General features: G+C 77.1%; 6 protein-coding genes. All 6 read right to left on the reverse strand.

Annotated elements, in window-relative coordinates:
• Positions 1-65 precede the first annotated feature (65 nt).
• A complete protein-coding gene (gene fxsT / locus AC07B0_RS07620) occupies positions 66-3,068 on the reverse strand; it encodes an FxSxx-COOH system tetratricopeptide repeat protein (protein WP_356875696.1) in 3,003 nt (1,000 codons plus the stop codon).
• A gap of 124 nt (positions 3,069-3,192) precedes the next feature.
• Positions 3,193-4,662 (reverse strand): HEXXH motif domain-containing protein, encoded by a 1,470-nt coding sequence (locus tag AC07B0_RS07625; protein ID WP_478897275.1) that lies wholly within the window; start codon positions 4,660-4,662, stop codon positions 3,193-3,195.
• Complete coding sequence (locus AC07B0_RS07630; RefSeq protein WP_469376816.1) at positions 4,659-5,924, reverse strand: FxsB family cyclophane-forming radical SAM/SPASM peptide maturase; 1,266 nt, start codon at positions 5,922-5,924, stop codon at positions 4,659-4,661. Before AC07B0_RS07630 ends, AC07B0_RS07625 begins: the two co-directional genes overlap by 4 nt.
• A gap of 97 nt (positions 5,925-6,021) precedes the next feature.
• A complete protein-coding gene (fxsA, locus tag AC07B0_RS07635) occupies positions 6,022-6,222 on the reverse strand; it encodes an FxSxx-COOH cyclophane-containing RiPP peptide (protein ID WP_356875702.1) in 201 nt (66 codons plus the stop codon).
• Between the two features lie 74 nt (positions 6,223-6,296).
• Positions 6,297-11,540: an SAV_2336 N-terminal domain-related protein gene (locus AC07B0_RS07640; RefSeq protein WP_478897277.1), complete on the reverse strand. Its 5,244-nt coding sequence runs from the start codon at positions 11,538-11,540 to the stop codon at positions 6,297-6,299.
• A gap of 6 nt (positions 11,541-11,546) precedes the next feature.
• Entirely contained in the window at positions 11,547-12,572 is a 1,026-nt protein-coding gene (locus AC07B0_RS07645) for an AAA family ATPase (protein WP_356875707.1), read from the reverse strand.
• Positions 12,573-12,585 lie beyond the last annotated feature (13 nt).

The following is a 12,585-nucleotide window of genomic DNA, read 5'->3' on the forward strand; positions in this document are numbered from 1 at the left end:
GAGCGGTACCCAGGAAGGCCCGGCCCCCTCGGGGGGCCGGGCCTTCCGGCGTACCGCGGCCGGGGCTACGGCTGGGGTTCGAAGTCCCAGTAGGGGCGGGTCTGCTGGCGGGCCGAGACGGTGTGGACGTGCTGGGGGCCCAGGGTGCGGGTCAGGGCCTTGATGCCGGCGTCCTCGTGTTTGGAGGCCTCCGCGTCCTCCCGTACGGCCCTCAGGTCGGCGGCGAGGGCGATCTGCGCGCTCAGCGTCATCGGGTGGTCCGGGCCCAGGACCCGTTCCGCGCCGCGCAGGGTCTCGCGGCTCAGGTCCAGGGCGTCGTCGAGCCGGCCGGTGATGTTGCGGTGCCCGGTGGCGTTGAGGGCGCAGCCCAGCGTCCAGGGGTGCCGGTCGCCGAGGGCGCCGCGCATGCCGACCAGGGCCTGTTCGGCGAGGCTGAGGGCCTCGGCGCGTTCACCCTGGGCGCGCAGGACGAGGCCGAGGTTGCCGACGGTGCCGATGCTGTACGGGTGGGCGAGCCCGAGCTGGGACTGGTAGCCGCGTACGACGTCCTCGGAGATCCGGCGGGCCTCCTCGATGTCCCCGTACTCGCGCAGGTAGGTCGCGTAGTCGGAGGCGACCATCAGGGTCCAGGGGAACTCGGCGCCGAAGACCCGGGTGGACCGTTCCAGGACGCTGCGCAGGCGGGCTCCGGCGCCGGGGATGTCCCCGGAGCGGCGCAGGCACTGGCCGAGGTTGTGCTCGGCGCGCAGGGTCTGCGGGTGGTTGGCTCCGAGGACCTGGATGTGGAGCTTGAGGCCCTGTTCCTGGCGGGCGAGCGCCTCGCGGTAGCGGCCCATGAGGCGCAGGCCCATGGCGCAGCCGATGCCGGAGGAGAGGGTGGCGATGTGGCGGACGCGCAGGACCCGTTCGCGTCGGCGCAGGGTGTCCAGGTCGGTGTCGTAGGCCTCCTGGTAGCGGCCGAGGAGGCGCAGGGCGACGGCGACGTTGTTCTGGGCGTTGAGGGTGGTGGAGTCGTCCTCGCCGAGGAGTTCCCGGTACGTTTCGAAGGCGTGTTCCAGCAGGTGGCGGGCTTCCTCGAACTTGGCGGTGCTGAGCAGGACCCCGGCGTAGGTGCTGGTGGCGCGCAGGGTCTCCAGGTCGCGGTCGCCGCGTTCGGTGACGAGCCGGTCGGCGACGGTCCGGGCGAGGGTCTCGGCGCGGCGGAAGTGGCCGAGCATGCGCAGGGCGCCGCCGTAGTGGTAGCTGAGCTCGCGGACCTGGTCGTGGTCGTCGCCGAGCATCGCCCGCCAGATGCCGTCGGTCTGTTCGGCGAGGCGCAGGCAGGTGCGGTACTCCCCGGCGAGGATCAGGTAGCGCAGGCAGTGCAGCAGGAAGTTCTGGATGCGGGGGTTCGTGCTGGTCAGTACGCCGGCGGGCTCCAGGTGCGGGACGAGTTCGGCGTAGCGGGGCCAGAGCCTGGAGTCGGTGGGCCGGCCGGGGTCGGCGGCGGCGAGGACCTGGCGGACGGAGCGGGACAGCTGCTCGGCCTCGTCCTCGGCGAGGTTCTCGCGGACGATGTTGTGGACCATGCGGTGCAGTTGGACGGTCTCCAGGCCGCCGCCCTCCTCCACGGAGAGGTCGGAGTACTCCAGGCGGACGACGGAGAACTGGACGAGCTTGTTGAGGGCCGCGTTCCAGCGGATCTGGTCGTTGACGATCCCGGCGAGGTGCTCGGGGACGTCGTCGGCGGGGAACTCGCGCAGCAGTCGCAGCGGGACCCGGCCGGGGGCGAAGAACACGAACAGCCGCAGCAGGGCGAGGGCGTCGGGGAAGTTCTCGCGGACGTTGTTGAGGAGTATGGCCAGGGCCGTCGGGAAGGGCAGCGGGTAGTCGTCGGAGAGGGTGACGGCCTCGTGGGAGTCCAGCCGGTGCTGGAGGAGGGTGAGGTACTCGCCGACGCCGATGGGCGAGTCGGCCAGCCAGCCCGCGGTCTGGTCGAGGGCGAGGGGGTAGTCCTCCAGCGCTTCGGCGAGCTGGTCGGCCTCGTCGCCGGTGAGGCGGCCGGCGCGGCGGCGGATGAAGGTGACGGACTCGGGCCGTGCGTAGAGGGGGACTTCGACGAGGCTGGTGTGGCGGGCTGCCCATTCGCGGTTGCGGGAGGTGATGATCACGTCGCCGGCGCCGGAGGGCAGCAGGTCGGTGAGGTCGTCGGGACTGTCGCAGCCGTCGAAGACCAGCAGCCAGCGGTGGTACGGGGATCCGCGCCGCAGGGCCTCCAGTACGGCCCGGATCTGTTCGCCGTAGCTGCCCGCGCCGCGCGGCAGGCCGAGCGCCGGGGCGAGGTCGGCGAGCCGTTCGCGCAGGGTGGGCCGGTCTTCTGCGGGCACCCACCAGACGACGTCGTACTCGGAGGCGAAGCGGTAGGCGTACTCGGTGGCGACCTGCGTCTTGCCGACGCCGGACAGGCCCAGCAGGGTCGCGGTGGAGGCGCCGGGCGGGGCCTCGGTGAGGGCGGCCCGCAGCTTGCCGATGACGTCGTTGCGGCCGGTGAAACGGGGGTTGCGGCGCGGGACCCGGCCCCAGATCTCGGGCGGGTCGTTGGGGAAGCGGGGTCCGCGGCGGCCGCTCTCGGTGCCGATCCGGTCGGTGGGCAGCTCCAGGCGGCGCAGCACGCGGTACTCGGCCTCGTAGGAGTCCAGGCCCCACAGGTCGGTCTTCTCCAGTGCGGCGACGGCGCTGGGCAGCGGGGAGTCGGTGAGGCAGACGGCGGCGAACCGGTCGGGGTGGGAGGAGGTGACGGTGCGCAGGGCTGCGTTCCACTCCTCGTCGGTGTGGGTGCCGGCGGAGAAGTAGCGTTCGCTGAGGACGACGAGGACCTTGCCGCCGGCCCGGGCCAGGTCGTCGAGGGCCTCGGTCAGGCCGGGGCTGGTCTGGGGGTCCCAGCGCTGGAGGGCGACGCGGTGGCCGTGTTCCTCCAGACGGTGGGCGATCCACACGGCCCAGGGGCGGTTGAAGCCGGCGAAGCTGATGACGAAGCGCTGCGGCTGGGGGGCTCCGTCGCGGTCGTGTCGCGTACCGGTACCGGTCATGCGGCCGTCTCCCTGGGATCCGGGCGGTGGACGGGGTGGGGCTGGCACGGGGTGGGGCGGGACTGAAAAGGTACCGCAGCGGACGGGCCGTCAGGCCGCTGCGACTCCTCCCGTCCCGGTCCCGTCATCCCTCGGCGAACGCGGCGAGTTCGGGGTGGGCTTCGCACCAGGCGCGGCGTTCGCGTTCCAGGGTCCGGCGGGCGGTGGCGTGCTGGTCGCCGGGGGGCGGGAGTTCGTCCATGGCCCGCTCGGCGATGGTCATGCCCTCGACGAACTCACTTCCGGTGAGTGTGAGTTGGGGGTGGGCGCGCAGGGCCGGCAGGACGGCGGCGACCTGGGCGCGGATCCGGGCGTGCTGGGCCCAGGCGCCGCGGGCCCCGTACAGGGCGGCGCGCTGCCAGTAGCCGGCCAGGGCCAGGTGGGCGTACGCGCCGTGCAGGAGCCCCTCCAGCGGGCGGGGGTCGCTGCGCCAGGGGGCCCAGTGGCGGGGCGTGCGGTCGGCGGTGTGCAGGGTCAGGACGTCGGCGAGGGCGGCCAGCTTCCCGTGCTGGACCTCGTGGACCAGGGTCGCGGCGAGTGCGGGCGGGGCCTGGGCGCGGGCCAGGACGGAGCCGGCGGCCGCGGGGAGGGTGGCGCCGCTGGAGCGGGATCCGCCGGCCAGCGGGACCACGGAGCGCAGCAGGTGGGCGGTCTCCTCGGCGCGGGTGGAGTCGTAGCGCTCCAGGAGGGTGAGGGCGCCGGACCACTGGATGTCCCAGCGCTTGTGCCCCTTGGGGGTGAGCCGGCGGGCCGGGCGCACTCCGGCCGGGCGGCCGTCGTCGGGGGCGGGGGCGCGGTAGGGGTCGAGGTCGTCGAGGGCGGTGCGGCCGCCGGGGAGGGCGTGCAGGGGGAGGGCGTCGGCGGCGTCCCAGGAGCGTTCGGTGAGGGCGAGGGGGCCCGGGCGGTCGGGGCGCAGCAGTCCGAGGGTGGGCAGTACGAGGCGGCCGTGGACGGGCCGCAGCGTGGTCTTGAAGCTGATCCCGGCGCGCAGGGCGGCGGCGACGGCGAGCGCCCCGAGGTGGCCGAGGTCGGGTGCGGGGCCGTCCGGCGCGTGCAGGCGGCGCAGGGTCTCCTCGGCCCAGACGCCGGTGGCGGGGTAGTGCAGTACGTCGCGCACGGCGTCGGGGTCCTGCCGTTCGGCCTCCTCCAGCAGGGCCCAGCGCTCGGCGGCCTCGTCGCCGGGGGCGGCGTCCAGTACGGCGCGCAGCAGGACGAGGCGCTTGGAGCGGCGCACGTCGCGCACCAGGCGGGTGCCCTCCGCGGAGGGCTCGGTGGAGGCGAGGGCGCGCAGGGTGTGCGAACTGACGGCGAACCGGGCCAGGTCGGGCGGGCCGGTGGGGCTGGTGTGACTGGTGGGGCCGGTCGGGCCGGTGGGACCGGAGTGCTGGGCGGGGACGCCGGCGGCGCGGGCGGGGCCGGTGCGGGGGGCCGTGTCCCGGGGGGCTTCGGCGCGGGAGACGTCCGACCGGGCGGGGTCGCTGCGGGCGGCATCGGGCCGGGCGGTACCGGACCCGGCGGGGTCGGTGCGGCGGGAGGCTTCGGTTCGGTGGGTCATGAGGCGGCCCGTCCGGTGGTGGCGGCCGTGTGCAGCGCGCGGGCGACGTGCCGGATGACGGCCTGGAGGTCGGCGCAGTACACGGACGGCTGGCGGAAGCCCTCCCGTTCGCGGTAGCGGTGCGGGTAGTGCCCGCCGCCGCACACCTCGACGAGTTCGCAGGCCCGGCAGGCGGGGGCGAGGGCCTCCCGGCCGAGCTGGCGGGCCGCGAACCCGGGATGGTCGAGCAGTTCGTCGAAGCTGTGGGTGTCGAGGGTCATCCCGGTGGCGGCGGCCCCTTCGTAGGCGGACTTGAGCGAATCGGCCTGCTCGATGCTGCCGTCGGTCTCGACGACGGCGGTGGTCGCGGGGGCCAGGCCCAGCGTCTCGGTGGCGGCGGGCAGCCCCAGCAGCAGGGCGATGATCTCCTCGAAGATCCTGATGCGGGTGCGCCGCACCCCGTCGTGCCACCAGCGTTCGAAGACGGCCAGCAGCCAGTCCGCGTACGGGCTGCCCTGCCGCGTCCAGCCGGGCGGCGGGGTGCTCCAGTTGGCCAGCGGCAGCAGCAGCCCGATCGCGGGCGGGGCGAAGGCCAGCAGGGACTCGTACGTCTCCACCGGGTCCTGGGCCGCGTCCACCACGCACAGCACCCCGGCATAGCTGTCGGGATGCCGGGCGAGCAGCCGCAGGCCCCGGGCGGCCGCCCCGAAACCGGGCCGCCCCGCGTGGTCCACGCGGCGGGCGTTGTGCGCGGGCAGCCCGCCGTCGAGGCTCACGCCGACCCGGATCCCGGCGGCGGACAGCGCGGCGAGCCGGCCGCGGGTGAGCAGCGTGCCGTTGGTCTGGACGGTCGCGGTGACCCGGGTGCGGGGCGAGCGGCGGGCCAGGGCCGCCCGTACCGCGTCGACGGGGGCGGCCAGGGCCGCGGGCGGACCGAGCAGGGGTTCACCGCCGTGCAGGACGAGGTCGACGCGGGACAGGTCGTGGACTGCGGCGTGCTCGGCGATCCGCTCGGCGGCGCGCAGGGCGGTGGCGGGGGCCATGACGGCGGGGCGGGTGCGCCAGCCCTGGTCGGCCATCTCGTAGACGTAGCAGTAGGTGCAGGCCAGGTTGCAGCGGCCGTGCGTCTTGAGGACGAACTGGCGGATCGGCTGCGGGCGGTGACCCGCGGCGCGCAGGGCGGGCACGTCGAGGCGGGTGTAGGGCCAGGGGGCGTGGCGCGCGTGGGGGGTCGGGGTCCGGTGTGCGGGCAGCACGAGACCGCTCGTGATCGCTTGGCTCATCGCCTGTACCTCCCGCTGCGGACGGTCCATCCCTGCCCTTCGGAGGGGCCACGCTAACGGCGGAAAGTGGTCAACTCCCTTTGGGGTACGAGGTACTTCAGACGACCCCGGAGTCGAATGCGTTCAGGATCTCGGCGGGGTGCGTGACCCGCTCGACCATGCCCTCGATCACCTCGGCGAGCACCGGATGGTCGATCCCGCGCAGTGCGGCCAGATCGAGGCCCGAGAGGTCCGGCAACTGGCCGGGACACGGCCGGGCCGGAGCCGCTGCCGTCATTTCCTGACGTCCGGTCACCATGGGCTGCCCGTCCCCCTGTTGTCGGCTCTGATCGGTCCACTGCCTCTTCCCGTCGCCCGCCGGGCGGAAACGGCTCACGTGCCGCCCTCCAGGAGCCGTATCCGCGCGATCAGCGCCCGCCGCCGGTCCCTCGCGCCTTGGCCCGGCCGGGCGTCGGGCGGGTCGGTGTGCCGGTCCCCCGGCGGGGCGGCGGGGCCGGTGCCGGTGCCGGTGCCGGGTTCGGTGCCGGGTTCGCTGTCGTACGGGCCGTCCTGCGCGGGGGCGTGCGGGCCGCCGTGCTCGGGGCCGGGCCCCGCGTCCGGCCGCGTGGCGGGCGGCGGCTCCTGCCGGGTGTCCTCCGGGCCGTCGGGCCCGGGGGCGTGCGGGGGGACCGGCGGCTGCGGGTCGAGGCGCTGCCAGAGCTCCAGCGCGGACCGGTAGGCGTCCAGGGCGGCCCGGGGCCGGGCCAGCCGTTCCAGCACCTCACCGCGCAGCTCCTGGACCCGGACGGCGAGCTGGAGGGCGATGCCGGCCCGGTCCTCCCGGTCGGCCTCCAGCGCGGCGCGCCAGGCGCGGCGGTAGGAGTCCGCGGCCCGGTCGAGCCGGTCCGCGGTACGGGTGTGGGCGTGGATCTCCTGCTGGACGTCCCCGTGCTCCCGCCAGGCGCGGGCCCGGTCGAGGGGTCCTTGGCCCTGGCGGGCGGCCAGCTCCAGCAGGTACTCCGCCTCCCGGAGGTCGACCAGGTCCCCCTCGTAGGCGTGCCGCAGGCGCAGCCCGGCCGCCAGCCGCAGCAGCCGGTGCGCGGATCCCGGGTCGGACTGCGGCACCGCGGAGCGGCTCTCGCGGAGCACGCGCACGGCGGTGGAGACGAACCGCCGCCCGTCCGAGGCCCGCGCCCGCTCCAGGAGTACGTCGCCCCACTCGCGCAGCAGCTCCGCGAAGGCCGCGCCGTCCCGGGGGACGAGCCCGCGGGCCCGCCCGTACACCTCTGCCGCCGCCTCCAGCGCGGCCGGATCCGCGTCTCGGGCGTACCGGGCCCGGTGCACGCGGGCGAGGCACAGCAGGCCGGCCAGGCGCAGTTCGGGGTCCCCGGCGGCCTCTTCCAGCGCCCGCGCCAGTTGCCCGGCGGCCTCCTCCAGCCGCCCGGGCAGGTACCGCAGCGCGGTGGCCAGCTCCACCCGGACCCGCGCCGGCCGGATCCGCGTCACGGGCATGAACAGGCGCAGGCCGGCGCCCAGGAACCCGGGGCCTCGGTGACCCCCCACCAGCTGCCGCCCCTCGGCCGGAACCCCGCCCCGCCCCGGCGCCCCCGACCCCCCGGCCCCTTCCGTCACCCCGGAGGCGGGCACCGCCCCACCCCCACCCGCCGCACCCTGCGACCGCCCGGAAGGCTCCCCCGCCGCGCTGCCGCCCGGGACCGAGGGAGCCGGACGATCCGCCGACCCCGGCAGCCCCGCCCCGTCGGCCGGATCCACCGGCGCAGCCGAGCCCGCCCCACCCGCCGGACCCTGCAACCGCCCGGAGGGCTCCCCCGGTGCGCTGCCGCCCGGGACCGAGGGAGCCGGACGAGCCGCCGACCCTGAGGGCCCCGGCCCGCCGGCCGGACCCACCGGCGCAGCCGAGCCCGCCGCACCCTGCGACCGCCCGGAGGGCTCCCTCGGTGCGCTGCCGCCCTGGACCGAGGGAGCCGGACGAGCCGCCGACCCCGAGGGTCCCGGCCCGATGGCCGGATCCACCGGCGCAGCCGAGCCCGCCGCACCCGCCGGACCCTGCGACCGCCCGGCGGGCTCCCCCGCCGCGCCGCCGCCCGGGACCGAGGGAGCCGGACGATCCGCTGGCCCCGAGGGTCCCGGCCCGATGGCCGGGGCCACCGGTGAAGCGGAGTTCGCCGGGTCCTGCGGGCGCCCGGAGAGGTCCCTTCCGGCATCGGGGGCCGGGCCGGCTCCGCCGCGCCTCGAACCGGTACCGCCGGAGTCACCCCGCGGAGCCTGCGACGGTCCGGGGGGCGCCGCTCCCGGGCCGGATGCCTCCAGCGGGCCGTTCTCCTGGCCCCCGCCGCGCGCCGGGTCCTGCGGGCTCCCGGACAGCGCCCCGCTGTCCCCGGAGCCCGCCCCGGGGGCGGGTTCCGCCGGCTCCTCTTCGTCACCGAGCCCCTCACGTGTCGGCGGTACCGGCCCTGGTACTGGAAGCTCGCCCCGTCGCCCGGAGGCGTTGCCCGCCGCCTGGGTCCGGGGCCTCCAGGAAGGCTCCTCCCCCGCCCCGGGACCCTCCGCCGGACCGGCCTCCGCTCCGCCGTCCCCCGAACCCGAACCGGCCGGGCCCGCCGCCGTTCCGGGCACCGCTCCACCCCGGCCCGGACGCCCCGGCAGCTCCCCTCCGGCGTCCACCCCGTCATCCCGCCGGGCGGGAGCCCCGGCCAGGAGCCAGTTCAGGGCTGCCGCGAGGTGCGCGGCGGACTCGGTGGCGAGGGCCGTGCGCTCGCTCCGGACCGTGGTGTGCGGGAGCAGGGCCAGCAGTACCCGGCCCAGGGCCAGGCGCAGTTCGGGGTGCGCGGCGTCTCCGTCCGGCGGCCCGGCCACCAACGCCGCACCGGGGAGGGCCCCCACCGCAGCACCCCCGCCCGCAGAATCGCCGCCCGCAGAGTCGCCGCGCGGGGCGCCTCCGGGCAGCGACTCCCCGGCCACGGAGAGCTCGGCGGAGGAGTCCCCACCCGCGGACGCCCCGCCCGAGGAACCCCCGACCACCGACTCCTCGGCCGCCCGCTCGCCGGCCACGGCGGCCCCTGCGGAGGCCTCCCCCTCCGCGGGGGACCCGCCCGAGGCGCCCCCGGCCGCCGGCTCCCGGGCCTCGGAGGCCCCGCCCGGGGACTCCGCGGGCGCCGGCTCCCCGCCCCGGGGCCCTTCGACAGCAGGCGCCCCGGCCTCGGAGTCCGCACCCCCGGGATCCGCACCCGGGGCGTCCCCGTCCGTGGGGACCCCGTCCGTGGAGGCCCCGCCGGCGCCGAAACCGCCCGAAGACGCCCCCGCGCCACCGCCCCCGCCCGCCACGCCCCCGCCCCGCAGGGTCCCGCCCCGCAGGGCCCGGCCGTCCTGGGCCGGCGCCCCCGGGTTCCCGTCCGCCAGGATCAGGGCCTCCAGCGCGGTCCGGGCCTCCCTCAGCGGGCCCGGGTCGGCGTGGAGGGCGGACAGCCGGATCAGGGTGCGCGAGCGGCGCACCACGCAGTCCCGCCGCAGGTCGGGGTCCGTCGCGGCGGCGGCCGCGGTGGCGAACTCCCGGTCGGCGGCGGCCAGTAGTTCCGTGTCTCCCCCGCCCGCCAAGGCCCGCTCGTACAGCACCCGGCCCAGCAGGAACCGCGCCGGCGGGGTGCGCAGCCCGGTCACGGCCCCTTCCGCCTCGTCGAGGAGTTCGGGGTCCCGCTGCGCCGTCCACAGCGCGAGCAGCGCACCGGCCAGCGCGGTCTCCGCCTCCTCCGGCGGGTCGTCGGGGCCGGCGGGCGCGGCGACGGCCCGCCGCAGCAGGGCCGCGGCCTCGTGGGGGGCCCGGGCGTCGCCGTCCGCGAGGCGGTCGTAGGCGGCCCGTACGGTCCGGGCCCGCCCCGCCGGCGCGGGCGCGCCGGGCCGGGGCCCGGGCTCGGGGCCGGTGCCGGGCCCCGGCGGGGGGTCCTCTTCGGGCGGGCCCGGCAGGTAGCGGCGTACGACCTTCGCGGAGACGTGCGCGAACGCCTGCGGGAGCCTCCCCGCAGGCCTGCCCTCCGGCTCCGGATCCGTCGGCGCGACCCCGGTGAGCTGGGAGACGGCGAGCGCGGGGAAGTTCCGTACGCCGCGCCCGAAGTGGGCCAGGACGTACTCGGAGCAGTGCTTGAGCACCAGCGCGGCCTCGTCCCGGCCGAGCGGCCCGAGCAGGACGTCCTGTACGCCGGGGACGAACTCGTACCACGGGCCGGGGGCCTCCCCGCTGCGCCGCAGCAGCCCGCTCAACAGCACCTCGGCCAGGTCGGAGGGCTCGGAGTCGGGCAGCATCGTGCGCTGCACGAGCCGCATCACGGGCAGGGTCAGGGGCGCCGCCGACAGGTACACGGCGAGCTGTACGGCGCCGGGCCCGGCCGAGGCCCGGAAGCGGCGCACCAGCTCGCGCGGCGGCCGTACGGTCCGGGGCAGCGGGACGGGGGCGGCGGGATGGCGGGCCAGCACCCGCCCCACCTCGGCCGGTACGGGGCCGGTACCGAGCCCGGCGACGAGCCGGGCCCAGGCGCCGAGGGCCTTCGCGTTCGGCGGGAGCACGGGCACGGTCAGCCCGCCGGTGGGGCGGCCGGGGCGCGGCGCCCGGTCCGGGCGGAACCTCAGCCGCTGGCCGCCGCCCGCACCGCCGGTTCCGCCCTCGGTGCGCTCCAGCACCCCGCGTTCGGTGGGCAGCCAGCTGCGGCTCCACAGGCGTTGCGGCAGCGGCTGGACGACCACGCAGGGGGTGCACTGGGCCCAGCGGTACAGCAGCCGCTGGGCCTCGCCCTCGCGCCACAGGGGCCCGGCGCAGTCGGACACCACCATGGTCAGGGCCCGTCCGGTGGGGTCGCGCAGCTGGTCCCCGGAGCGGAGTCCGACGCCGGCGGCGGGGCCGCGGCCGACGGCCGGGGTGCCGTCCGGGAGGCGGTGGAGGCGGTGCACCTGGACGTCGCGGAAGGCGCCCAGCCGTTCGCAGACCGACCGGAGTTCCTCGAACATCTCCTGCCAGACCGCCATGGACGGGGAGGCGTCCATGACCAGGCGTACGGTCGCCTCGCGGCGGCTCTCCGGCCGGAAGACGGGGATGACCAGTCCGAGGGCGCGGGCGCTGGCCTCGGCGGTGGCGGCCTCGTCGAGGACGGTGCGGGTGGGCGGGCCGGGCGGGCGGTGTCGCTGAAGGGCGCGCAGGGCCCGCTGGATGTCGAGGATCCGGGGCAGCGCGGCCGCGCCGGGGACCCGTACGGGCAGGGCGTCGCCGATCGGAAGCCGTGCTTCCGCATCGGGGTCGGCGGGCAGGCCCGGCCCGGCGGCGTACAGCCTGACGGGATCCTCGGCTTCCGGGTCGGGCGGTACGTGCTCCGGCGGCTCCTCCTCCGGGGGCGTCCCGGCCTCCGGTGCCGCCGCCTCCGGTGGCCGTCCGGCGCCCGCGTCCGGGGCGGGGGCTCCGGCGCCCGGCGCGGACGGTACGGAGGGCCCGGACGGCTCGGGCGGGCGGGTCCGTGCGGCCAGCCACAGGGCGTCGGCGAGTTCCTCGGCGGACGGGTCGAGCCCGGCGGCCCGCAGCAGCCCGGCGAGGGCGCGGACCTCCGGGTCGGGGGGTGGTGGTACGGCTGCGGGCACGGGCGCTCACCTCGGACGGTCGAGGCGTTGGATGAGCAGGTCGGCGAGGTCTTCCCGGGTGGGCGGGGCGGCGTAGTGGGTGAGGTAGATGGCGTTGAGGAGCTGGTCGGCGGCGACGAGCTCGGTGCGGGAGCGGCTGAGGAACTCGCGGATCAGGTCGGCCCCGAGCTGGGCGGCCTCCTCGCCGAGGTGGGCCCGGACCATGGTGGCGAGGCGTTTCTCGCCGGGCTGGCCGAGCTTGAGCTGGATGCAGCGGCGCAGCAGGGCGGCGGGGAAGTCCCGTTCCCCGTTGCTGGTGAGGATGATGAACGGGAAGGCCCGGCAGCGGACCCGGCCGTCGCGGACGGTCGCCCGGGCCCCGTCGTCGGTGAGGACCCGTACCTCGGGTTCGGTGTCGGCGACGCGTTCCAGCTCGGGGAGGGTGAACTCGCCTTCCTCCAGGACGTTCAGGAGGTCGTTGGGCAGGTCGATGTCGCTCTTGTCGAGCTCGTCGATGAGCAGGACGCGGGGTTTCGCGGTGGGGAGCAGGGCCGTTCCGAGCGGGCCGAGGCGGATGTACTTCCCGATTCCGTCGGCGGGGCCCCCGCCGCCGCCCGTACCGGTGCCGCCGCCCGCCGCGATCTGGACGTCCTGGAGGCGGGCGAGGGCGTCGTAGCGGTAGAGGCCCTCCTGGAGCACGGTCCGCGAGACCACCGGCCAGCGCAGCACGCGGCCCAGTTTCAGCTCGTGCGCGACGGCGTGCGCGAGGGTGGACTTGCCGGTTCCGGGATAGCCGGTGACGAGGAGCGGCCTGCGCAGGTAGAGGGCCGCGTTGACGGCTTCCAGTTCCTCCGGTTCCGGCCGGTGCAGTTCGGCGGCCTGCCGGTGGGCGCCCAGGCGGCGGGCCACGTTCCCGTCGGGGGCGGCGGCCGCCCCGCAGGGTTCGGTGACGGGGCCGCCGTCGAAGTCCCGCCAGGGCGGCGGGTCGGGCAGCGCGTCGATCCCGTCGTGGGGTTCGCCCACGCCACGGTAGATGAGCCATTCGTCGTTCACGGCTGTTCCCTCC

The sequence above is a fragment of the Streptomyces sp. NPDC044704 genome (assembly GCF_056433525.1).

What these genes read in the sequence shown, in the direction of transcription:
- fxsT (WP_356875696.1), bottom strand. Translation starts at nt 3,068, where the DNA reads ATGACCGGTACCGGTACGCGACACGACCGCGACGGAGCCCCCCAGCCG.
- AC07B0_RS07630 (WP_469376816.1), bottom strand. Translation starts at nt 5,924, where the DNA reads ATGAGCCAAGCGATCACGAGCGGTCTCGTGCTGCCCGCACACCGGACC.
- AC07B0_RS07625 (WP_478897275.1), bottom strand. Translation starts at nt 4,662, where the DNA reads ATGACCCACCGAACCGAAGCCTCCCGCCGCACCGACCCCGCCGGGTCC.
- fxsA (WP_356875702.1), bottom strand. Translation starts at nt 6,222, where the DNA reads ATGGTGACCGGACGTCAGGAAATGACGGCAGCGGCTCCGGCCCGGCCG.